This window comes from Rouxiella badensis (assembly GCF_026967515.2).
GTDB lineage: Bacteria > Pseudomonadota > Gammaproteobacteria > Enterobacterales > Enterobacteriaceae > Rouxiella > Rouxiella badensis.
This window is the reverse complement of sequence record NZ_CP114062.1, coordinates 1,001,363-1,022,753: the sequence shown is the minus strand read 5'-3', so window position 1 is coordinate 1,022,753 and position 21,391 is coordinate 1,001,363. Positions and strand designations below refer to the sequence as shown.

At 54.9% G+C, this 21,391-nt stretch carries 21 protein-coding genes; 10 read left to right on the top strand and 11 right to left on the bottom strand.

Features of this window, described 5'->3' with window-relative positions; genetic code table 11:
- Positions 1-77 precede the first annotated feature (77 nt).
- Positions 78-995, top strand: coding sequence for a DMT family transporter (locus O1V65_RS04870; protein WP_269130235.1), 918 nt, complete (start codon positions 78-80; stop codon positions 993-995).
- A 147-nt stretch (positions 996-1,142) separates the two neighbouring features.
- On the opposite strand, the gene O1V65_RS04865 is transcribed toward O1V65_RS04870, so the two are convergent.
- Entirely contained in the window at positions 1,143-1,976 is an 834-nt protein-coding gene (locus O1V65_RS04865) for an MBL fold metallo-hydrolase (protein WP_084912243.1), read from the bottom strand.
- 36 nt (positions 1,977-2,012) lie between these two features.
- Here O1V65_RS04865 and O1V65_RS04860 point away from each other — a divergent pair, with 36 nt between their 5' ends.
- A complete protein-coding gene (locus tag O1V65_RS04860; RefSeq protein ID WP_084912242.1) occupies positions 2,013-2,624 on the top strand; it encodes a TetR/AcrR family transcriptional regulator in 612 nt (203 codons plus the stop codon).
- A gap of 69 nt (positions 2,625-2,693) precedes the next feature.
- Here O1V65_RS04860 and O1V65_RS04855 read toward each other — a convergent pair whose 3' ends face one another.
- Positions 2,694-3,551 carry a LysR family transcriptional regulator gene (locus tag O1V65_RS04855; RefSeq protein WP_017490590.1) on the bottom strand — a complete coding sequence of 286 codons (858 nt, stop codon included), beginning with the start codon at positions 3,549-3,551 and terminating at the stop codon, positions 2,694-2,696.
- 97 nt (positions 3,552-3,648) lie between these two features.
- Here O1V65_RS04855 and O1V65_RS04850 point away from each other — a divergent pair, with 97 nt between their 5' ends.
- The gene (locus tag O1V65_RS04850; protein WP_269130234.1) at positions 3,649-5,040 is read left to right on the top strand and encodes an MFS transporter; all 1,392 of its coding nucleotides are present in this window, start codon (positions 3,649-3,651) and stop codon (positions 5,038-5,040) included.
- 171 nt (positions 5,041-5,211) lie between these two features.
- On the opposite strand, the gene O1V65_RS04845 is transcribed toward O1V65_RS04850, so the two are convergent.
- The 3 genes from O1V65_RS04845 to hpxO form a co-directional block, all read right to left on the bottom strand.
- Positions 5,212-5,997, bottom strand: coding sequence for a hypothetical protein (locus O1V65_RS04845; protein ID WP_017490588.1), 786 nt, complete (start codon positions 5,995-5,997; stop codon positions 5,212-5,214).
- A 1-nt stretch (position 5,998) separates the two neighbouring features.
- On the bottom strand, positions 5,999-6,196 hold the full coding sequence (locus tag O1V65_RS04840; protein WP_017490587.1) for a hypothetical protein: 198 nt from the start codon (positions 6,194-6,196) through the stop codon (positions 5,999-6,001).
- A gap of 145 nt (positions 6,197-6,341) precedes the next feature.
- Entirely contained in the window at positions 6,342-7,499 is a 1,158-nt protein-coding gene (hpxO, locus tag O1V65_RS04835; RefSeq protein ID WP_269130233.1) for an FAD-dependent urate hydroxylase HpxO, read from the bottom strand.
- 374 nt (positions 7,500-7,873) lie between these two features.
- Between hpxO and O1V65_RS04830 the strand changes: the two genes are divergently transcribed.
- Positions 7,874-9,043, top strand: coding sequence for a cupin domain-containing protein (locus tag O1V65_RS04830; RefSeq protein ID WP_017490584.1), 1,170 nt, complete (start codon positions 7,874-7,876; stop codon positions 9,041-9,043).
- A gap of 262 nt (positions 9,044-9,305) precedes the next feature.
- On the opposite strand, the gene O1V65_RS04825 is transcribed toward O1V65_RS04830, so the two are convergent.
- Complete coding sequence (locus O1V65_RS04825; RefSeq protein WP_227953042.1) at positions 9,306-9,791, bottom strand: GNAT family N-acetyltransferase; 486 nt, start codon at positions 9,789-9,791, stop codon at positions 9,306-9,308.
- Positions 9,792-9,947: 156 nt separating this feature from the next.
- Between O1V65_RS04825 and O1V65_RS04820 the strand changes: the two genes are divergently transcribed.
- From O1V65_RS04820 to O1V65_RS04810, 3 genes are all read left to right on the top strand, one after another.
- Positions 9,948-10,538, top strand: coding sequence for a TetR/AcrR family transcriptional regulator (locus O1V65_RS04820; RefSeq protein ID WP_269130232.1), 591 nt, complete (start codon positions 9,948-9,950; stop codon positions 10,536-10,538).
- Positions 10,535-11,461: a DMT family transporter gene (locus O1V65_RS04815; protein WP_084912235.1), complete on the top strand. Its 927-nt coding sequence runs from the start codon at positions 10,535-10,537 to the stop codon at positions 11,459-11,461. The genes O1V65_RS04820 and O1V65_RS04815 overlap by 4 nt, the downstream gene beginning before the upstream one ends.
- 94 nt (positions 11,462-11,555) lie before the next feature.
- Complete coding sequence (locus O1V65_RS04810; protein WP_269130231.1) at positions 11,556-12,326, top strand: HPP family protein; 771 nt, start codon at positions 11,556-11,558, stop codon at positions 12,324-12,326.
- Positions 12,327-12,432: 106 nt separating this feature from the next.
- Here the strand turns inward: O1V65_RS04810 and zigA are convergent, their stop codons facing one another.
- Positions 12,433-13,665, bottom strand: coding sequence for a zinc metallochaperone GTPase ZigA (gene zigA, locus O1V65_RS04805; RefSeq protein ID WP_269130230.1), 1,233 nt, complete (start codon positions 13,663-13,665; stop codon positions 12,433-12,435).
- A gap of 341 nt (positions 13,666-14,006) precedes the next feature.
- On the opposite strand from zigA, the gene O1V65_RS04800 reads away from it, so the two are divergent.
- Together O1V65_RS04800 and iolE are read left to right on the top strand one after the other, a co-directional pair.
- On the top strand, positions 14,007-14,486 hold the full coding sequence (locus O1V65_RS04800; protein WP_017490578.1) for a heme-degrading domain-containing protein: 480 nt from the start codon (positions 14,007-14,009) through the stop codon (positions 14,484-14,486).
- 21 nt (positions 14,487-14,507) lie between these two features.
- On the top strand, positions 14,508-15,404 hold the full coding sequence (gene iolE, locus O1V65_RS04795; protein ID WP_017490577.1) for a myo-inosose-2 dehydratase: 897 nt from the start codon (positions 14,508-14,510) through the stop codon (positions 15,402-15,404).
- A gap of 186 nt (positions 15,405-15,590) precedes the next feature.
- Here iolE and O1V65_RS04790 read toward each other — a convergent pair whose 3' ends face one another.
- Together O1V65_RS04790 and O1V65_RS04785 are read right to left on the bottom strand one after the other, a co-directional pair.
- The gene (locus O1V65_RS04790; RefSeq protein ID WP_017490576.1) at positions 15,591-16,184 is read right to left on the bottom strand and encodes an NAD(P)H-dependent oxidoreductase; all 594 of its coding nucleotides are present in this window, start codon (positions 16,182-16,184) and stop codon (positions 15,591-15,593) included.
- Positions 16,185-16,330: 146 nt separating this feature from the next.
- Entirely contained in the window at positions 16,331-17,230 is a 900-nt protein-coding gene (locus O1V65_RS04785) for a LysR family transcriptional regulator (protein ID WP_017490575.1), read from the bottom strand.
- A gap of 292 nt (positions 17,231-17,522) precedes the next feature.
- On the opposite strand from O1V65_RS04785, the gene O1V65_RS04780 reads away from it, so the two are divergent.
- Positions 17,523-18,788, top strand: a complete 1,266-nt coding sequence (locus O1V65_RS04780; protein WP_084912231.1) for an SfnB family sulfur acquisition oxidoreductase — start codon at positions 17,523-17,525, stop codon at positions 18,786-18,788.
- 39 nt (positions 18,789-18,827) lie between these two features.
- Here O1V65_RS04780 and O1V65_RS04775 read toward each other — a convergent pair whose 3' ends face one another.
- A complete protein-coding gene (locus tag O1V65_RS04775) occupies positions 18,828-20,177 on the bottom strand; it encodes an LLM class flavin-dependent oxidoreductase (protein WP_017490573.1) in 1,350 nt (449 codons plus the stop codon).
- A complete protein-coding gene (locus O1V65_RS04770) occupies positions 20,174-21,382 on the bottom strand; it encodes an SfnB family sulfur acquisition oxidoreductase (RefSeq protein WP_227977536.1) in 1,209 nt (402 codons plus the stop codon). The genes O1V65_RS04775 and O1V65_RS04770 overlap by 4 nt, the downstream gene beginning before the upstream one ends.
- Between the last annotated feature and the right edge of the window lie 9 nt (positions 21,383-21,391).

The window sequence follows — 21,391 nt, the reverse complement described above, 5'->3', positions numbered from 1 at the left end:
TGATTCTAAAGTCGGTCCACAGCACAAGATGCTTCATCAATATTTCAACGAAACGTTTAGCCGAGCGAGAGAACAGCATGAGAGCAGCGGACTGTCTGAGATTGTTATTATTAGCAGCGATATGGGGCGCCAGTTTTCTGTTTATGCGAATAGCGTCCCCTGCCTTTGGCGCAATAAACACCGCATTTCTCAGGGTGTTCTTTGGCTTTGTTGGGCTAGGCATTATTTTGCTCGTTATGCGGACGCCGATTAAATTTAACGGCAAGACTACAACGTCGATGCTGCTCGGCGTGATTAATTCCGGACTCCCTTTTCTGATGTACAGCCTGGCAGCGAGATGGCTACCGGCGGGTTATTCCGCCATTCTCAATGCCACCACGCCGTTGATGGGGGCACTGATAGGTTTTTCTTTATTCGGGGAAAAACTCAGTTTCAAAAAATGGGCGGGAGTCTTGCTGGGACTGTTCGGTATTACGCTGATAACGACAACCGACGAGATTAATGGTTTCGACAATGTCCTCTGGGGCGTACTGGCCTGCCTGATAGCGACAGCCTGCTACGGCTTTGCCGGATATCTTGCAAGGCGCTGGATTTCCAATAAAGGCGGATTAGATCCCAAAATTGTCGCCTTTGGAAGCCAGATGGGGGCGACCTGTTTCTTGCTGCCGTTCTTCGGTTATACCACCACGTTCGGCCCGGCGGTGAATTGGCTTAGCGGCGAGGTATGGATCTGCGTGCTTGCGCTCGGTCTACTCTGTACCGCGTTGGCCTATATTCTCTATTTCCGATTAATCGCCGATATTGGCCCAATGCGCTCCCTGACGGTGACCTTTTTGATCCCCCCGTTTGGCATCTTGTGGAGTTACCTGGTGCTCGACGAAAAGGTGAATCAGGGCTTCGCACTGGGCGGCGTGATTGTTGCCGCTGCCGTCTGGCTAGTGGTTGCCCCGGCCAAAAAAAGCGCTGTCGAGCACACAGATTCTCTCAGACACTAGCAGAGCGGCTTGCCATAAGCCCTGACTTCATTCTCCAGGAAGTCACAACCGGCGGTCACTCAATAAACCGCCGCAGGCCGCTAATAGAGCAAGCGCGCGTTCAGCACCCGAGTCTCTTTGCAACCTGATAATTTTCACTCCAGAAAATTACCCCTCGACAGGTTGCCAGATAAAACGCTCATGCCGTTTCTCAATAGTCCCCACCGAGCTGCCGCTAAAGTGGGAGCTAAAATAGGTCGTGCGATCGCGGGCAACCTGCTCCAGAACCTGTAGACGCGTTTTTTCTGCCAGCGGCTTGTCTTCACAAAATACGCACGCCAGCTGCGGTTGCTGAATTTGACGCAGATTATGCATGACGTCTCCGGCAAATAGGCCCTGTTCTCCGCCTGAGGTTAAACGAATGGACGTATGGCCGGTGCAATGACCGGGGGTAGGAAAATATTCGAAGGCTTCATCAATCACGCCGCCTGAAGCCGGAATGAAATCGGCCAGGCCCGCCTCTACAATCGGCACTACGCTGTCGAGAAACGCAGCATAACCCGACACCGTCTTGCCCTGTTCAGTCAGGAAAAACTGATAGCTCTGTTGTGGAAATACATAGCGCGCATTGGGGAAAGTCGGCACCCACTTCCCGTCCTTAAATGAGGTATTCCAGCCCACATGGTCGGTATGAATATGGGTTATCAGCACATAATCGACCTGCTCAGGCGTAACGCCCTGTTCGGCCAGACGTTGCAGGAACGGATTATCGAGATCGCTAAAAAGTGGGGAAGGACGCTTCCTGCCGTTGCCAATTCCAGTGTCAATCAGGTAAATCTTGCCATTGTTTTTTACCAGCCAACCATGAACGCTTAGCGTGATTAATTCAGCAGCGTCGGTCCATTGCGGGAATAAAAAATCTGATTTGAATTCGAGCGAGGTTTCAAAGATTTTACTAACGACGGCCGTGCCTAGCTTGTGGCCTGAAAGCTGCTGCGACATAATGGACTCCAATTGATACCGAACGGTATCAAAATAATGAGACCGATCGGTATCATTCGTCAAGAGGTGATGATGAAAAATACAACAGAGCAAAAAATCCCTCCGCGAGAGCGCATTCTGGCCGCCGCAGAAGAGCTGTTTTATCAGGAGGGAATACGCGGCGTGGGCGTTGAGGCGATTGCCGCCAGAGCCAACACCACAAAGATGTGTATTTATCGCCATTTTGAATCGAAAGATGCCTTGGTGGCCGAATGGCTGCGTCTGGCCTCCGAAAAATATGACAACGTGCTCGAAAACTTGCAGGCACGATTTGAAGACTCCCCTAAAGCGCAACTGATGGGATGGGCGAATTTTATTACCGACAGGCTCCTTGCCAAAGACTGCCGCGGCTGTGCATTCGCTAATTCGGTTGCTGAAATACCCGATAAAGATCATCCGGCGCGCCAGGTGATTGAACGGCATCAGGTCAATCTGAGGCAGCGTTTAACGCAGCTGTGTGAGCAGGCGGGAATAGAGGATCCGCAGACCAGCGTCTCGGAGTTGATCTTTGTTGTTCAGGGCGCACAAATGGCCGCACAGAGTTCGGAGGACAATCATGCCATTGCAGAAAACTTACTCAAGATTGTTAGAAGAATAATCGATAAATAACGGTCATTTTCCTCTGTCTCAAAGCGGTCTAACCGTCATTGCGCCCCCCTGAGGGGTCAGGGGGCAAGGTCAGCCAAACGGGACTTTGACGGCGTCAATAATAAAATCCATTACCGCACGAATCTGCGGTGAATGCCTCAGGTCCGCGTGGATCACCAACCAGATTTCACGGCTAAACGACGGTCCATCGTAAGGAAGAAGCTGTAGCGTCGGGTCCGTATCGCCGAGAAATCTCGGCAGCCCGGCGACGCCAATCCCCGTTTTTGCTACAACGTACTGGCTGGTGATATCGCTGACCTCGGTCACAATCCGCCGACCGTTTGCCACACTCATTACCCACTTCTGATGCGGCATATCGGCTAAATCTTCGCCGTAGGCAATAAACTCCCACTGCTCGGGATTGTTGGAATGCTGATAGTCTTTGCTGGCGTACAGCGCAAAAGGCATATCGCCAATCTTGCGCGCGACGCTGGTCGGCTCCTCAGGCCGAAATAGCCGCACGGCGATATCCGCCTCACGACGGCTCAGTGAAACACGCTGTGCCTGACTGGCAATCGACATCTGAATATCGGGGTGCTGCTGTCGAAACTCGAACAACCGTTTGGCGAGAAAATTATTTCCCAAAACCGGCGGCGCACTGACCGTCACCTTTCCTACGCGCGGGAACTGTGCCGCCCGCGCCGCTCTCTCGACCGCAAAAGCGCTGACCTCCATCTGCGACGCCAACTCGGCAATCTGTTGGCCCAATGGCGTGAGCTGGCAGGCGCGCGGCAGCCTGTCCACCAGACGTACCTTGAGTTTTTCCTCCAGCAGATTCAGCCGGCGGCTCACCGTAGCATGGTCAACTTTTAGCGACCGCGCTGCGCCAGACAAGCTGCCGCTCTGTGCTACGGCATGAAAATAACGTAAATCTTCCCAGTCAAACATCGGTGCATTTTTCCCAGTTAACTGTGTGCTTTTACCGAATATTCGCACAGGCTGAGTCAGACTACGATAGCTAAATCTTGATGATGAGGAATGCATTATGGAAAGTCATACACCGGCTCGGTTGCGCTTAATACAGCTTGCGGCCTGCCTGGGTTTTGTCGTTGTTCTGCTTGACGTCAGCGTGGTCAACGTGGCACTGGAGGCGCTGCACACCCAGTTTAATGCCAGAGTGACCGACCTCCAGTGGGTGATAAACGCCTACGCGCTAGTGTTTGCCGCGCTGCTTCTGACCGCCGGTGCGTTGGGTGACAGGCTGGGTGCGAAACGCGTATTTATGCTGGGCTTTACCATTTTCACTGCCGGTTCGGTGGGCTGTGGGCTGGCTCCAGGCCTGCCCTTGCTGATATTCGCCCGCATCGTGCAGGGACTGGGCGCTGCACTGCTGGTGCCTGCTTCACTGTCACTCATACGACAGGTTTTTCTGGACGACGAGTCCCGCAGCCGCGCCGTCGGTTGGTGGGCAGCAGGCGGAGGCGTTGCGCTGGCTGCGGGGCCGGTGATAGGCGGATTTCTTATTGCGGCAGTGGGTTGGCGCAGCATCTTTCTGATCAATCTTCCCCTCGGCCTCATTGGGCTGTGGATTGTGGGACGCTTCGCCCCCGCCTCCGTCGCGCAGGTCAGTAAGAGTCTCGATCTGCCGGGGCAAATCACCGGTGCGCTGACCTTAGCCAGCCTGACCATCGCACTGACCGAGGCCAGCAGCCTGGGCTGGGGCAATCCAGTGATTATCGCCGCGTGCGCGTGCTGCGGAGTCTTCGCTGCGCTGTTCCTGTGGCTGGAAGCCAATAACCCCTCGGCGATGCTGCCGTTGAGCCTGTTTCGCCATCCGACCCTCAGCGGCGCTACCCTCATCGGACTGATAGCCAACCTGACGTTTTACGGCATGATCTTCACCTTCAGCCTCTATTTTCAGTTTATCCGTGACTTTGCGCCGCTTAAAACCGGCCTGGCCTTCCTGCCGATGATGGGGATTATGGTATTTGCCAATATCGCGGCGGGTCGTCTTGCAACCCGGATGGGGGCACGAACCCTTGCCGCCACGGGGATGCTCGCCTCGTCGGTAGGGTATTTGCTGGTGCTGCCCGGACTGGCCGACGGATCCTATGCCCAGATGGCTATCCCGATGCTTATCGCAGGGGGTGGCATCGCATTAACCATCCCGACCATTACCCACGCCACGCTGGCCGCCGTGCCGGGTTCGCAGGCAGGCATTGCCTCCGGCCTGCTCAACGCGGCGCGGCAGGTCGGTGGCGTCATCGGCGTAGCGCTGTTCGGATTTCTGGTCCGCCAGCGTGAGACGCGGCCGTTTTTGCAGGGAATGGAGCATGCGCTGGTGATTTCCGCATTGCTTTTGCTCGCCGCAAGCGTACTGGCCTTAAGATATTTGCAGGCGCGCCAGCCAGACGCCTTAGTGTCGCTGGACTCTTAAACGCTGGCTGCAAGCGTCGGGGGTAACCGGGCTTATCGGGCAGTTGCTTGCCACTAGGAGAGAGGACCGGCAATGAAACATAAGTTTCAGAACCTAAGGTTTTAATGACCTGCTCAGACGATGCGCCAACGGGGGAGACGCTGGCGCATTGATGTTGTCGTGAAGGCCGCATCAAGCCGTTTTTTCCTCGCTCTCACGCTCGCCCTGTCGCATCGATAACGCCGTCGCGCTGGCGGCATCAAACAGCGAAAGGCTTTCAATCTGCGAAGCCATAATCACCTTGCGAAAATCCATCGCCGAACGGGGTGATGAATCTAGCGTAATATCGTGCTCGTCATACCAGGCGCTGTAATTATGCTCGATGCAAAGATTTAGCGTTTTGCCTTCGCGATAGCCGCTTAGCATAGGAATTAATACCACGTTAGCAGTCGCACTATTTTCAAAAGAGGTAGTGTGTACCATGCCGATATATATCCGCCGCGATTTCAAGGTTATCCAGGCGAGATGGCCCTCCTCCATACACTGAAATAATATGCCTTCAACGCCGTTAGAGTGGGTGAGCCTTTTATACAGATCTTTCCTGCCTGCACTGTCTAATCTTGCGCTGCCCGCCCAGTTGGAGCGATAAAAACAGAAAATCACCGCGAAGGTCAGCATAATAATCACCGGCGCCTGGATCCCCAAAAAACTCCAGTTCATGAAGTCCATTTGCAGGTGATGATAATGATCGGCCAGCGAGTAGGATGTGGCGTTCATAATAGTCGACGTCAACAAAAGTACCAGCCAGATCAGGGCCGTAGCCACCAACCCCTGCAATACAAAAATGCAGCCGTAGAGTGCCACTAAAAAATAGACGTCCCAGCCGAAGGTGCGTTTAATTTTAAAGCGAGTGGACAGGTCGCGGCTGGTGTACCAATAACCGCAGACCATCAAGACCATAAAAACAGCCGTTCCCATTTTATACTCTCCTTAGCGTTTGCACGTGGCGAGCAAAATCCTCTTTAACCTCTTTGCTGCAAGTATTGACCGAGGCCACGCCGTCCTCATTGATAATAATGCGATCCCCTTCTTCTATCGCCTCTTCAATATCGCTCTGACTCATCACCTGCAAAAGAGATTCCGGGCTGGAAAAAATCGAAAATAAAAATTTGCGCATTACGACCTCCATGAATAATGCAATAAGCATGGCAGGCGAGTGTCTATTCATCTATAAGATAATTGGCGGTTTCGATCTGAAGGGGAAAATAAAAAGGGAATACCAAAAGGTATTCCCGTAGGACTGTCGTCTTGATAAGGCAGGATTATTCCAGCGGACCGCCCAAAATGGTTTCACACATTCCGTCAAGAATACGCTCACCCGTTTCCTCGGTCAGGTCGTGATACCACTGCTCGGTCAGCGCCATCTCTTTACCGTGGGTGACATCGCAGCGTTTTCGGGCCTTCAGCACCAAATCTTTAACCCGCGGCGCGCGTTTTTCCTGATAACGCAGCAACGCATCCTCAATCCCGAGCGAGTGGGTTTGCAGCAGATTCGCCAGCACCACGGCGTCCTCCATCGCCGCACAGCCGCCCTGCCCAATGTCCGGCGTGGTGCTGTGAGCAGCGTCACCCAGCAGCGCAATGCGCCCTTTCACCAGGGTCATAAACGGCTCGATATCGTGAATTTCGACGCGATTAGTGGTCTCAGGATTGATACCTGCAATCAGTTTCTGCACCGGTTCCGCCCAGTCGGCAAAATAGCGCTGTAGGTCTTCACGCACCGTGCTGCGGTCTTGCTCGAGCCCTTTTGGCAGAGGGACGTCGAAGAAGAAGTAAAAACGGTTGCCGCTTACCGGCATCAGTGACACCCGCTTGCCTTGACCGACAAAGGTGGTCCACTGGTCAGCCGGGGCGATGCTTTCATCAATTTCAACTAACCCGTTCCAGTTAACGTAGCCGGCATAGCGGCGCTCGGTATCATAGCCCAGCACGTGCTTACGAACGACGGAATGAGTGCCGTCGGCGGCTATCAATAAATCACCGTGGGCAAAGGTGCCGTCGTCAAACCAGGCGGTCACGCCGTCGGCGGACTCTTCCACGTGGGTCACGCGTTTGCCAAACTGCACGCTGTCGCGGCCATAGGTGTCGAGCAGCATCGCCTGTAGCTCAGCGCGTGCCACCGGGTAAGGCTGCTCGCCTACGCGTTGGACCAGCGGGTCCATGCTGAAACGGGTCATAGTCTGGCCCAGCTTGTAATCGTTGTACGCCATGTAGCGCATGTGTCCGCCCAACTCGCGCAGCGCGTCTTTCATGCCAAGATAGTTAAGGCATTTGACGCCGTTAGGCCAGATGGAGATGGCGGCACCGACCGGTTTGATCTCCTTCACCGCCTCGTATACGGCAGTCTCGATACCAAAGCGCTTCAGCGCAATCGCCGCACACGTCCCGCCAATACCACCACCAATCACGACAGCTTTCATGTTTTTCTCCTTGAAGTCTCTCAAGAGAAAAGCAATTTCCGTACCAGCTTGAAAAGAAGCTCTGATTTCACGCAAAACCCTTGTATACAATCGATGTATACAATGCTCAATGAAACAATCGTTACAAAGACGGGTTCAACGCACCAACTTAACGCACGAGGATGGGGCATTGAACGAATCTGGTGCACCCTTAGCACAAAATAGAAACAACCCAATTATTTCATAGGGTTAAATTATTACTATTGATTTTATGTTTAATGTCATTACAAATTTGCAACAATTAAACATTAAGAAATAATCAATTTTTGGCGCGCTTCACCAATGGCGATTACCCTTACTTTTCTTGAGGAGAACACCCATATGGAGAAAGTGAAATGCTGACACGTCGTGATATGTTGAAAATATCGGCCGCAGGCGCGGCAACCGTCGGTCTGACCAGCGCTCTGGTGAGCCAGGCCTCGGCGGAAGAAACCCGCAATCTGGCTCCCCCTACGACTTACCAACCCGCTCATAACGCCACAGCAGTTTATAAATACAAATACTCAGACAGCGTAAAACGCATTCTACCCGGTGGATGGGCACGCGAAGCCACGGTTAAACAGTTCCCGATTTCAGAAGGTATTGCCGGTGTCGATATGACGCTAGCACCGGGTTCCGTTCGAGAACTTCACTGGCATGCGATCGCCGCCGAGTGGGCATTTATGATTTCTGGCAAGGCACGCATTACCATCATCGATCCGCAAGGCACTTCGGAAGTGGCCGAGTTTGGCCCTGGCGACGTATGGTATTTCCCCAAAGGCTATGGCCACTCGATTCAGGCACTCGAGGGCGGCGCGCATTTTATTCTGACCTTCGATAACGGCCACTTCTCGGAGTTTGGCACTTTCAGTATCACCGACTGGGTGGCTCATACGCCGAAAGAAGTGTTGAGTAAAAGCACCAATCTTCCCGCCTCCATTTTCTCAAAAGCCAAACAGGGAGAAGCCTACATCGTCACCGGACGCGTTCCTCCTGCCCTGCCACTGGCGCGCAACAACGGGGGCCGAGACGACTCCCCGCTCAAACACCACTATCCGCTGATGAGCGTTCCTCCGTTCTTCGAAAGCGAAAACGGCAGTATTCACATTGTTTCATCAAAAGAGTTTCCCATTTCTCAAACGATGACCGGCGTCATCGAAATCATGAAACCCGGCGCGGTGAGGGAGATGCATTGGCATCCGAATGCCAACGAATGGCAATACTATATTTCAGGCAAAGGCCGCATGACGGTCTTTAGTTCACACGGTCACGCCGAGACGCAAGAGTATGACGCCACCGATGTAGGCTACGTGCCGCAGGGCTTTGGGCACTATATCGAGAATATTGGCGATGAGGATCTCAAGGTGCTGGTGGTGTTGGACAACGGCATTTATCAGGATATTTCACTGTCAGACTGGCTGGCTAAGACCCCTTCCAACGTGCTTGCCGACAACTTCCTCAACGGCGAGGCAGACTGGGACCCTCGACCTGCGGAAAAACTGTTTATTTCTAAAGGCGCTCAGTAACTTTCCGTTTGTGATTTGATGCACTCTCAGGCCCGGAATCGATTCGGGGCCTGGGACTCAGTCCACCGACGTCAGAACCCGACGGAGCGCAGATAGTTGAGACTTGCGGTCACGTCTCGCAGGCTGCTCTCGACGTTGCGGGGGTCCCGCTCGATACGGGTGTATCCTGCCTGAGGACGTGCTGTTTCACTTGATTCCGATCTCGACTGGCGTGCAACGCTTGAAGAACATGTCGAAACCGTCACGCCCCTGTAGTTATTGATTACTTGTCGGCAAGCTTGTGCAGAGACTCTCCGAACAGCCGAAAATGAAACATGCCGTCGAGAGTCTCGCCGCCGAGCGAACGATAAAATCGCGATGATCCTGCGTTACCTTTCTCCGACATCCAGTCGAGACGCAGGCATTCCCGCTCAACGGCCAATCGAGCGATATACTGCATTAAGCGCCTTCCCACGCCTTGCCCACGCTGAGCCGCTGAAATATATAACTCTTTGATATACATCTGCCCCGAATACCTCGGAGACGGATAAAGGATGTTCACGCAGGCGAACCCAATAATGGCCTCGTCTTGCTTGACTCGGATAACAATCACGCCAGAATCAGGTGCAAAAACACGTGACTCGAGGTAAGTCTCCATCTTTGACGGCTCAATAATGCCAGCACCAAAGTAGTGTTCCTCCATCTCGGTAAAAATCCCCACCATGCTCTTCCAGTCCGATTTTTCACACACGGCAATCGATAAACTCATCCTTTGCTCCCTGAGTTATTACTGATTTAGTTCTGATTCTTTCCTGAATATCTCTTTACCACAAAACCCCTCACGCTGCTCAACGCTTGACGTCACGCGCTAAGTAGGTAGACTGGGCTACCTACTCAATGTGCAATTAAACCAACAGGTGACGCCATGACGGAAAAAAAACCCGACGCAGGAGAGAGCGCTCGAGACCGACTCCTCAATGCCGCAAGAGTCTTGTTTTACAACGATGGCATTGCAGGAACGGGCATTGACGCCGTGGTAAAACGGGCGGGTGTCGCTAAAAAAAGCCTCTACAACAATTTCGCCTCCAAGGCCGAATTGGTCGAAACCTACCTGCATCTCCGCCATGACGAGTGGCTGTCGTTATATCAACGTCGTCTAGAGGCGGCGAACAGTCCGCTAGAGGGCGTACTGGCGGTTTTTGTCGCCTATGAGGACCATGCAGAATACGCCTATGAACGCGGATTTCGAGGCTGCGGCCTGCTTAACGCCGCCGCTGAACTCACCGCCGACGCGCCGGGCAGACAGGCCGTACGACGCCACAAAGAGCAGGTAGAGTCCATTCTGGCCACGCATCTTATTGAACTGACTCGGGGCGATGAAAAACGGGCAACGCTGTTGGCGAAGCACTTGGCCTTTCTGCTCGAAGGTGCGATGTCGCGCGCGGGCCTTGAAGGCAATGGTGACTGCGTTCGCCAGGCACGCAGCATGGCTATAACGCTGATGGAGGCACTATGACAATAAGCAGTGACCGCCGATTTGGTGGCATCACGGCGGTATTGATTGCCGCCATACTGTGGGGAACAACGGGTACTGCCGCGACCTTTGCCCCTCAGGTCAGCAGCGTGGCCATCGGTTCAGTCGCCATGGGCGTCGGCGGACTGCTGCAGGCACTCATTGCCTTGAGGAGTTTGCTGCGTTTTCGGCACGCCCTCGGTCAGCAGTGGCGATTGTTGATAGTCGGTGCTCTGGCGGTCGCGGTCTATCCGCTGGCATTTTATGCCTCCATGCGCATGGCGGGCGTCACTGTCGGCACGCTAGTCTCGATTGGGTCGGCCCCGCTGCTTTCCGCGCTGATTGAATACTGTCTCGAAGGGCAACGCCTTTCGCTGCGCTGGATGGCCGGTGCATCGCTTGGCATTGTTGGAATGTTACTGCTGTGTTTAGCCAAAAACACCGGGCACGGCGCGACGTCCGAGATGCTTCCCGGCATCCTGACCGGTCTGATTGCGGGTCTCACCTACGCGCTGTATTCCTGGGCCGCACGCCAGCTCATGCAGCGCGGCGTGCCTTCCAAAACGGCGATGGGCGCAACCTTTGGGGTCGGAGGCATCCTGCTAATGCCGGTGCTTTTCGCGACCGGAGCGCCTCTCCTGGCGTCATGGAATAATGCTGCCGTCGGGGCCTATATGGCGCTGGTGCCGATGTTCATCGGCTACCTGTGTTTCGGATTTGGCCTGGCGCGCATTCCGGCAAGCATGGCGACCACCTTGACTCTGCTCGAACCGGTCGTTGCCGCCGTTCTCGCGGTGTTTATTGTCGGCGAAAGGCTCACGCCCCAGGGCTGGCTCGGCATTGCGCTGGTCGGTATTTGCCTGATTTTGATTACCGCTCCGGCCAAAAGAAATTCAACGCTTTCAGAAAGCCGGGAAACGGTTTAAGTAAGGTATTCCTGTTGCCTGGTTCAACGTTTTTTAAGCGAATTCATCTCATGATACAATAGGCGCTTTGTTGTTTATGGTTACCTATTGCGTTATGAATTTATTGATAAAAAAGCTTAAAACCGCCTGCGATCACTTCTGGCCGCAGGCCGTTATATCCAGTCGGCGGGAACGGATCGTTGGCTGTGTCGGGGCCGCTTTCGGCATTATCCTGACCGAATGGCTATGCCGATTGTCAGTGGGTGAATCTGTCCCGTGGTTAATCGCGCCGATGGGAGCCTCGGCGGTACTGACGTTTGCCGTTCCGGCCAGCCCGCTGGCGCAGCCATGGGCGGTCATCGGCGGAAATTTACTCGCCTCAGTGGTTGGCGTAACCTGTGCGCTCGCAATCCCCGACGCCAGCGTTGCCGCCGCGCTGGCCGTGGCGATTTCCATCGCCCTCATGTTCCCGCTTCGCTGTCTGCATCCCCCCAGCGGTGCCGTCGCCATTACCGCGGTGCTCGGTGGCCCGACCATCACCCATTTAGGCTATGGTTTTGCACTGTATCCGGTGCTGCTCAATTCACTGTTGCTGACCGGTGCCGCGCTGTTGTTCAACAACACGATGAAACGCCGTTATCCCCATTCCGTTCACAGCGTTCGTTCATCTGTCCCTCCGGCCAGCGTGACGCCGCTGACGCCTGCCCCAACGCTTAGCATCACGGCCGCAGACCTTCAGGCCGCGCTGAAAGAAAACGCTGAAGTGCTGGATATCGATGAAGACTCCCTGCTTGAGGTCTTTTCCCGCGCCGAGTCAATTGCCCGACGCCGGCACGCGCTCGATGCCTCAGAAACTCAGACGCAACCCACCCGGATTGCCTCTTGAGCGTTTTCTGATGTCATCGTTCACGTTACGGCCTTGAGCCTGGCGACGCCCGGCGGCAGGTTTGAGTTAATTGAGTGGCGTCCTGAGGGCAGGATGCTGCTCTGACTCATGCCTGCTCCCACGAAGGCCATGGATCGCTAAATTTGACCCAAACCTTGACCCCCATCGACATCTCCTCATCGCTCAGCAGGCAATCGTCCAGTTTGGCGCGCAGACCCTGTTCATCCATATCGATACCGATGAACACCAGCTCCTGACGTGCATCACCAACGCCGTCTAACCAATATTCGAGGATAAATGCCAGCGTCTCAGAGTCCTCAGGCCAACGTTCTTTCGGCACACTCGCCCACCACATACCGGCCTTGTCCTGCCGCGATACGCCACCGGCCTGCGACCATTGTCCGGCAAAGGTCGGCCTGCTCGCCAGCCAGAAGAAGCCTTTCGAACGGACGACGCCGGGCAGGCCATCGTTAGCCAGGTCGGCAAAACGCTGCGGATGAAATGGACGGCGAGCACGATAGACGAAATGCGTAATGCCATACTCTTCGGTTTCTGGTGTGTGCTCTCCGCGTAACTCCTTAAGCCAGCCAGGAGCCTGAGCAGCCTGTTCGAAATCAAAAAGCCCGGTGTTAAGCACCTTGTCTAACGCCACCTGCCCGAAGGAGGCGACCTCAATGTTGGCGCGCGGATTAAGACTGTGCAGAATGGCATACAGCCTGTCCTGCCGTTGGACGCTGATGAGGTCAACCTTATTGAGCACGATGACATCACAGAACTCAACCTGCTCAATCAGCAAATCGACCACCGTGCGATCGTCAAACTCACCGAGCGACTCCCCTCTTTCCCGCAGGCAGGTGTCAGACTCGTAGTCATTAAGAAAGTTAAAGGCATCGACCACCGTGACCATGGTGTCGAGCCGGGCAAAGGTTGACAGGCTTTGCCCGTCATCATCGGTGAAGGTAAAGGTCTCGGCGACCGGTAACGGCTCTGAGATACCGGTCGATTCAATAACCAGATGGTCGAATCGTCCGGCTTTCGCCAACCTGTCGACCTCAATCAGCAAGTCTTCGCGCAGCGTGCAGCAGATACAGCCATTGCTCATTTCTACCAGCTTTTCATCGGTGCGCGACAGCTCGGCACCGCCTTCTCGCACCAGCGCCGCGTCAATATTGACCTCTGACATGTCGTTGACGATGACTGCGACACGCAGCCCCTGACGATTATTAAGGATATGGTTCAGTAACGTGGTTTTACCTGCGCCTAAAAAACCGGAAAGCACGGTGACCGGCAGGCGCGGGTCATGAAGGAAATTTGAAGATGGTGCAATGCTCTCTGTCATAGCCTGACCTCTGAAAAGGATGCCTTAATAGAATTAATTGTTATGTTATAACATATCAAATTAAGATCAAGCTTATCCTGACCGGACATGTGGCTAACCAGGAAAAAAATCAGCCGTTAATAGGTGATGACAATCACAAATCTACATTTATATTCATCTTGAAGGGTCACAAAAATATCGACCCTCTAAATTAATTTAGATTAAAATCAAATAATTAAACCAAAAAATAATCATTTATTTCATTTTTAATATCAATTGAAATTTTCATTTCTTTGGCATAGCCTCTCTCCCGTTGAATTGATCATTGAGCCACTGCGCTACTTCTTACGGGAGTTGTAAAAATGAGCCATACCCTGACGCCAGAAATTTTGCTTCAGCAGGAAGCTGAACACCGTTTTGACAATCTGGATTTTGATTTCACTTCTGCATGGGAGATTGGCAGCGCAATTCGTCAGCGTGCGCTGGAGTCAGATGCGCCCGTTTCGATTGAGGTTTTTGCTTTCGGCCAACCGCTGTTTCTGACCGCCTTACCGGGTTCGAGTGCCGATAACCTGGAATGGATGAAACGTAAAAGAAATACCGTGCTGCGCCTCGCCCACTCCTCCCTTTATGCGGGGCTCAACTATGAGCTGACTGGCGAACGCATGGAGCATCACGCCTTTATCAATCAGGCCGAATACTGCGACCACGGCGGCAGCTTTCCGTTATTGACCCGAGCTGGCGCGGTATTCGGTGCCGTTAGCGTAAGCGGCCTGCCGTCGCAGGATGACCATGCGCTGGTGGTTTACGGCATCAGCCATTACCTGAAACACAAGAAGTAACTCGTTGCCAAGGACATCATGATGAACAGCGATTTTGTGAAACTGGCCATAGCCCCCATCGGCTGGACCAATGACGACATGCCTGAACTGGGCGATGAAAACAGCTTCCAGCAGTGTATCAGCGAGATGGCGCTCGCCGGGTTCAAGGGCAGTGAGGTTGGCAGTAAATATCCTCGCAGCCCGGCGTTGCTTAAACCGGCACTGGAACTGCGTGGGCTGCAAATCTGCAACGCCTGGTTCAGCACCTTCTTTGCCGATGGTCGTCGCGAACAGACGGTCGAAGAATTCAAGCAAACGCTGGAGTTCCTGCACAGCATGGGCGCGAAGGTGATTGGCTGCTCGGAGCAAAGCGGCAGTATTCAGGGCCTGCCTCAGCCGGTGTATGGCGAGAAAATTATCTTTAACGACTTACAGTGGCAGCGCGTAGCCGAAGGCTACAACCTTATTGCCGAGCTGGCGGCTGAAAAAGGGATGTCGGTTTGTCTGCATCATCATATGGGAACCGGTATTCAGACGCCGGCAGAAATTGACCGCTTCATGGAGGTTGTGAGCCACAACGTTTTCCTGCTCTATGATACGGGGCATGTTTATGCGTCTGAGCTAACTCAGCAGGCGGTAGTGAACGTGCTGGAAAAACATCTCGCACGCATCCGTCACGTGCATCTGAAAGACTGCCGGGACGAGGTATTAAGGCAGGTTAAAGACAAACAGCAGTCCTTTATGACCGGCGTTCGTCAGGGCATGTTTACCGTGCCGGGTGACGGCGTGATTGACTTTGCGCCGGTGTTTGAACTGCTCGATAAAAGCGGGTATCGCGGCTGGATGGTGGTCGAGGCCGAACAGGATCCGTCGAAGGCCAACCCGCTGGAATATGCCCTTAAAGCACGGAAGTTTATTCGCGACCAGACCGGCCTCTAAAACCCTAGGTATTTTATTAATTATCTCACGCGCCGCAGGGGTCATTCTTGCGGCGCTTTGCTAAAGCACTCTCCCACCAAGACAGTCAAGACCCTCGCCTAACTGCACGGGGGAAGAGGCGGGTCGAAGCCTACCTGGCAAAGGCAGCCTGTTTACGTTAGTGCTGCCGCGCCACTGACGGTACGATTAAGCGAAAACGGTTCTCAGATGCTGTTTCAGGCGCAGCACGTCGCTGTCGACAGAGGGGGATTTCAGCACGTCATAGCAGGAAAATGACGGCACCACCTCAACGCCGCAAAACCGGTAGTTAGCGGTATTGTGGGCGAAAACGTCATCGACAGATTTACCGGAAAACAGCGCCTGATGCGGGTTATTGAACGCCGCTTCAGGCGCATTCCAGGTCAGTGACAGCATGTATTTTTTGCCCTGCATCTTGCCACCGCTGCCGTACTGGCGGTCAGGGTCCTGTCTTGTTCGACCGTCATCGGCCAAAAAGCTCTGCTGCATCAGGCCTGCAGTAAACACTTCATCAACATATTTTTTGTAGATCCAAGGGTTACCAAACCAGTAAACCGGCGACTGGGTGATAATAATGTCGGCCCAGAGATGTTTCTGCACCTCTTCATTAATTTCATAACCCTGGTCAATGTGCGTGTGCTGTACCTCATAACCCAGACTGTGCATCTCTGCGGCTAGGGTATCCACCAGCAGCTTGTTCAAACTGCCGGAAGACATGCCTTCGTAAAACTGGTGCGCATTGACGATCAGTACATTTTTCATGTTTTCTTCCTGTGCGTTTATTAATGAGTCCGGCGTCATTCCGGGCTGATACACAAGAAGATACGCTACCCACACTCTGATGATTAGAGGGGGGAATGCGCATAAACTTAGAAATGCGACTTCTGAATCGAGGCAGTAGGCCTGACTCAGCCATGCGGCCTGTAGCGCAGCCTGTCGAGAAGCAGTGAAAATGCGGGAGTGTGCTGCTTTCTGCTGGGATAATAAAGATGATAGCCGGGTAAAGGCTCACACCAGTCCTCCAGCACACGCACCAACCGACCTTCTGCCACATGCTCAACAATTTGGCTTTCATAGATGTAGACCAGCCCCAGTCCCTTGAGCGCGGCGTCTTCAAGCATATTGCTGTCGTTAACTATCAGCGCGCCGTCCACCTTAACGTCCAGTGCGCTCTCCCCCTTTCGGAACTCCCAGGCGAAGAGGCCCCCGGCGGTCTTCTGCCGATAGCGTATACAGCGATGCTCGCCCAGTTCTCTCGGCGTTTGCGGTGGCGCATAGCGGGCAAAATAGTCCGGGGTAGCGACCACCGCCATGCGAATATCCGGGCCGACTCTCACCGCCACCATGTCTTTCTCGACCTGTTCACCGAAGCGAATTCCCGCGTCAAAGCGTTCGGCGACGATATCCGCCAGCCCTTCGTTAACGTCGATTTCAACCGTGATGTCAGGATATTCAGCCATAAACGCCGACAGCGCGGGAAAGAGTACGGTCTGCGCGGCATGTTTAAAGGTGGTGATGCGCAGATTACCCGCTGGCCGATTGTGCAATGTCTTCAGGGTATCTATCTGATTATTGATGCTTTCCAGTGCCGGTTTTAGCGTTTGAAAAAAACGCTCCCCGGCGTCGGTCAGCGAGAGGCTGCGGGTCGTTCGCGAGATAAGCCGCGTTTCAAGCCGCTGTTCGAGCATTCTCACCGCGTAGCTCAACGCCGACTGAGAAAGTCCCAGTTTTGCTGCCGCACGCGTGAAACTGCCCTCTTCTGCGACGGCAATAAACGCCGCGATATCACTAAAATCGCCGTTTCTCATTCACTCTCTCTTAATCAAAATCGCACCTTAGCGCAGGCTACCCGTTGCATAGCCCCCCGTCCAGCCTCTGTCTTGCCGAGTCTGAATAAAGCCCCTGGCACCGGCAATTTTTTTAAACAGCATGTTGGCTCGTTCGCCCCCGCCACATTCCAATATTCTTTCTTTTTTTCTGGTACTTAGCTTTATCCTTCTGCCGAAAATAGATAGCCGGAATTGATCTAACCGGCCCCGTCTAGCTGTGACAGGATGGTTATCCAGCGCCTATGCGCCACATCATTCATGAGGAGTGCCTATGTCCACTATTGAAGTTTCCCCTCAGGCCGCCGACGTGCGGGTTAATTCACCGGAACCGCTGGCCCCTCTTCCGCGCCCTGCCACGCCAGCGCAGGTGATTAAAAACGATGCCGAGGCTATTGCCGTCGCCGAGCGCCTGGCAAAGGTGTTTGCTGAGGGTGCGGCACGCCGAGACAGAGAGGGACTGCTGCCGATTGCCGAGCTTGATGTCTTCTCGCAAAGCGGGCTATGGGGCATCAACGTGCCTAAGGCCTACGGCGGTGCCGAGGTGTCTTACGTTACGCTAGCGCGGGTGATTGCCATTATCTCCGCCGCCGACTCTGCGCTGGGACAGATCCCGCAGAATCATCTTGCCGGCGTAGCGCATTTGATAGCCGACGGCAGCGAGGAACAGAAAAATCGGCTGCTGGCGGGCATATTGCAAGGGCTTCGCTGGGGCAACGCGTTTTCGGAAAAAGGGTCTAAAACAGTCGGCGATTTTAAGACCACCCTGCGCCGTGAGAACGGACAACTGGTGGTCAACGGTGAGAAATTTTACGCCACTGGCGCACTGTTGGCGCATCTGGTGCACACCGTAGCGGTCGATGAAGAGGGGCACGTGCAGCTGGTTATCCTGGAGCGCGACGCCGAAGGCCTGACCGTGATTAACAACTGGTCGAGTTTCGGGCAGCGCACCACCGCCTCGGGAACTGTCCTGCTTGACAACGTGCGCACCACGCCGGAAAACGTTATTCCGGTCTGGCAAGCGTTCGACCGGCCTACCGCCGCCGGTCCGATATCACAGATTATTCAGGCCGCCGTCGATGCGGGCATCGCACGCGGCACTATCGCCGACACGCTGGCTTTCGTGAAGGAGAAATCCCGCCCGTGGATAGACAGCGGGCAAGAGAAGGCCTCGGACGATGTGTTTACCCTTGCCGCCATCGGCGACCTGCAAATCCGCCTGCACGCGGCCGAAGCGCTGCTGTGGCGCGCCGGTGAGTTTATCGATCTCGCGCTAAAAACGCCGAATGAGGAGACGGTGGCCGCAGCGACTATCGCCACCGCTGAAGCAAAAGTCCTGACCACCGAGATTGCGATTCTGGCAGGCAATAAACTGTTTGAACTGGCGGGAACCCGTTCTACGCTGGCCGAATACAATCTCGACCGCCACTGGCGTAATGCACGTACTCATACCCTGCACGACCCGGTGCGCTGGAAATATTTCCACGTTGGAAACTACTATCTCAACGGCGTCAATCCCCCGCGCCACGCCTGGAGCTAACGCCTGTCTCCCGCCCTCTCGGGCGGGATTTGATCCCCTTTAACGTCTAAAGCGCGCCGCCGGGTGCGTTGACGGCAATCGGTCATTGTTGAACAGTTTTGCCCTTAACGAACCCGGCTGATACTCAGTCTTGTAACGACCACGCCGTTGAAGCTCGGGTACCACCAGATCGATAAAATCGATATAGCTCTGTGGATTTACGATGCGCGTCAGGTTAAAGCCGTCGATACCGCTTTCATCGACCCACTTCAGTAGCTCATCGGCCACCTGCGAGGGGTTGCCGACAATCAGTGAATAGCGTCCGCCCATCGCGTGCTGTTCCAGCAGCTGACGACGCGTCCAGCCGCTGTAGGCCTTGCTAACCGACTCGATGGCGCGCGTCGGCCCGCTCTGAATCGGTTCATCGAGCCCGAACTGCGAAAGGTCGATGCCGGTGGAACTGGAGAAATGCGCAATGCCTGCCTCCGGGCTGGCGTAACGAAGATACTCCTGCTGCTTCTCCTTCGCTTCACGCTCGGTGGGTGCGACTATTACCGAAACGCCCATAAAGACCTTGAGGCAGTCGGGATCTCGGCCCGCGTCCTGTGCGGCCTTGCGCAGCTTGTCCACCTGCGCCCGCGTTGCCTGCGGCGTACTGCCGCTGACGAAGGTGCATTCGGCGTGCCGGGCGGCAAACTGCAGGCCGCGCGCCGAGCTGCCCGCCTGAAACAGCAGCGGCGTGCGCTGCGGTGAAGGCGACGAAAGGTGGTATCCCTCAACCTGATAAAACTCGCCCCGATGGTGAACCGGATGAATTTTACCGCTGTCGGCGTACAGGCGACGCTGCTTGTCGGCCACGACCGCATCGTCTTCCCAGCTTCCCTCCCACAGCTGATAGCTCACATCAAGGAACTCGTCGGCCTGATCGTAGCGGCGATCGTGGCTCAGCAGCTCGGTTTGCCCCATCGCTCGCGCGGCGCTGTCGAGATAACCGGTCACGATGTTCCAGCCCACGCGGCCGTCGGTAAGATGGTCGAGCGTCGAAAACCGGCGGGCAAACGGGTAAGGCGCCTCATAGCTGAGATTGGCGGTCACGCCAAAACCCAGATGTTCGGTCACGCTCGCCATCGCCGAAACCAGCATCAGAGGGTCGTTAACCGGTAGCTGAATAGACTCTTTGGCGGTCAGGGCAATCCCCTGTTGATAAACGTCGTAAACCCCGAGAATATCGGCGATAAACAGCCCGTCAAACAGCCCGCGCTCTAACGTTTTGGCTAAATCCAACCAGTATTTCAATGAGGTAAATTCGGTGGAACGGTCCTGAGGGTGCGTCCACATGCCGTGGTGGATGTGCCCCACACAGTTCATATTGAAGGCATTCAGCAGCACCTTCTTGCGTGGCTGGCTCATATTGTCCCTCTACGCGGCGGCAAAACGCCGTTTAAGACATAGTTGCCTATGACCGGATATTTCCAGCGCACCGGGTCATGCAGCGTGTGCGTACGCGCATTGCGCCAGTGGCGGTCAAGATTGTGCTCACGCAGCGCTGAACGCGTTCCTGAAAGCTCAAACAGCAGGCTTCCCGCCTCAAGAGAGACCTCGGTGGTCCAGGCCCGCACCACCGCAACTTGTACCGATGCCTCGGCGACGGTGGACGCATTCGGGTCACGCTGTGCGATATCAACCGCCTCTCCCGCCTCCTGTAATAGCGCATCCCCCGCCTGCAAGCGTGCCGCAAGCTGACCCACGCGGTCGAGTGTTAGCGGATCGTCGCTCGCGCGGTCCAGACCAGAGTCCGGCCACGGACGGGAGCGGGTATTAATAAAATTCAGCATGTCGTTGAAGGCAGCACGAGCGATACCCTGATCGATAGCGGCATGCATAATCTGCGCAAATGGCCCGACGGTAGTCGGCCGCTCAAAGGCGCTGTAAAACGGCACAATGTCATCAGCATTCACCGAGACCTCTTCAAACACCACCGTGCCGCTGCCGGTGGTGCGCTGACCAAAGCCAGACCAGTCGTCGATGACGTTGACGCCGTCCTGATGCCGGGGAACAAACACCAGTTGCTCTTTGCCCTCGGCGTCGCGCGCTGCGGTAGGTATCCGGTCGGCAAACAGCGCGCCGGTGGCGTAGAATTTTCTGCCATGCAGCAGATATTGGCCGCCGTTGGGCAACACCGCCGTGCTGCGCTGATGCGCCGAGGGGGACGAGAACTCAGCCAGCGCATTGCCGAGATGCACGCCCGCCAACACCTCGCGATAAAGCCGCTGCTGCTGTGCCTCACTGCCGTTGATGCGTAAAACTTCGAGAGCATAAAAATGGTTTTGTGGCACCTGGCCAATAGCGCCGTCGGCCTCGCTTAATATCGCAATAACCTCGGCCACGACTGCCGCAGAGACCTCTGCGCCGCCAAGGTGTTTCGGCACGGTTATCCCGCCCAGACCGGAGGCAAACAGAGCTTCGAGCGGTTTGAAGGGCAGCACTCTTTCTCGGTCACGCTCGGCGGCGTCGACGCGAAACGCTAACGCCAGTTCTCGGGCAACGCTCAGCGCCTGCTGCGCCGAAGTGATAATGCTGGCGGGGTTTTTAGGGCTAACCTGGCTTATTGTCATCGTGGTGTC

Coding starts and splice junctions, on each gene's coding strand:
- O1V65_RS04815 (WP_084912235.1), top strand. CDS start 10,535: ATGACAATAAGCAGTGACCGCCGATTTGGTGGCATCACGGCGGTATTG.
- O1V65_RS04780 (WP_084912231.1), top strand. CDS start 17,523: ATGTCCACTATTGAAGTTTCCCCTCAGGCCGCCGACGTGCGGGTTAAT.
- O1V65_RS04845 (WP_017490588.1), bottom strand. CDS start 5,997: ATGGGAACGGCTGTTTTTATGGTCTTGATGGTCTGCGGTTATTGGTAC.
- O1V65_RS04855 (WP_017490590.1), bottom strand. CDS start 3,551: ATGTTTGACTGGGAAGATTTACGTTATTTTCATGCCGTAGCACAGAGC.
- O1V65_RS04860 (WP_084912242.1), top strand. CDS start 2,013: ATGAGACCGATCGGTATCATTCGTCAAGAGGTGATGATGAAAAATACA.
- iolE (WP_017490577.1), top strand. CDS start 14,508: ATGAACAGCGATTTTGTGAAACTGGCCATAGCCCCCATCGGCTGGACC.
- O1V65_RS04870 (WP_269130235.1), top strand. CDS start 78: ATGAGAGCAGCGGACTGTCTGAGATTGTTATTATTAGCAGCGATATGG.
- O1V65_RS04820 (WP_269130232.1), top strand. CDS start 9,948: ATGACGGAAAAAAAACCCGACGCAGGAGAGAGCGCTCGAGACCGACTC.
- O1V65_RS04825 (WP_227953042.1), bottom strand. CDS start 9,791: ATGAGTTTATCGATTGCCGTGTGTGAAAAATCGGACTGGAAGAGCATG.
- O1V65_RS04850 (WP_269130234.1), top strand. CDS start 3,649: ATGGAAAGTCATACACCGGCTCGGTTGCGCTTAATACAGCTTGCGGCC.
- O1V65_RS04865 (WP_084912243.1), bottom strand. CDS start 1,976: ATGTCGCAGCAGCTTTCAGGCCACAAGCTAGGCACGGCCGTCGTTAGT.
- zigA (WP_269130230.1), bottom strand. CDS start 13,665: ATGACAGAGAGCATTGCACCATCTTCAAATTTCCTTCATGACCCGCGC.
- O1V65_RS04775 (WP_017490573.1), bottom strand. CDS start 20,177: ATGAGCCAGCCACGCAAGAAGGTGCTGCTGAATGCCTTCAATATGAAC.
- O1V65_RS04830 (WP_017490584.1), top strand. CDS start 7,874: ATGCTGACACGTCGTGATATGTTGAAAATATCGGCCGCAGGCGCGGCA.
- O1V65_RS04840 (WP_017490587.1), bottom strand. CDS start 6,196: ATGCGCAAATTTTTATTTTCGATTTTTTCCAGCCCGGAATCTCTTTTG.
- O1V65_RS04790 (WP_017490576.1), bottom strand. CDS start 16,184: ATGAAAAATGTACTGATCGTCAATGCGCACCAGTTTTACGAAGGCATG.
- O1V65_RS04770 (WP_227977536.1), bottom strand. CDS start 21,382: ATGACAATAAGCCAGGTTAGCCCTAAAAACCCCGCCAGCATTATCACT.
- O1V65_RS04785 (WP_017490575.1), bottom strand. CDS start 17,230: ATGAGAAACGGCGATTTTAGTGATATCGCGGCGTTTATTGCCGTCGCA.
- hpxO (WP_269130233.1), bottom strand. CDS start 7,499: ATGAAAGCTGTCGTGATTGGTGGTGGTATTGGCGGGACGTGTGCGGCG.
- O1V65_RS04810 (WP_269130231.1), top strand. CDS start 11,556: ATGAATTTATTGATAAAAAAGCTTAAAACCGCCTGCGATCACTTCTGG.
- O1V65_RS04800 (WP_017490578.1), top strand. CDS start 14,007: ATGAGCCATACCCTGACGCCAGAAATTTTGCTTCAGCAGGAAGCTGAA.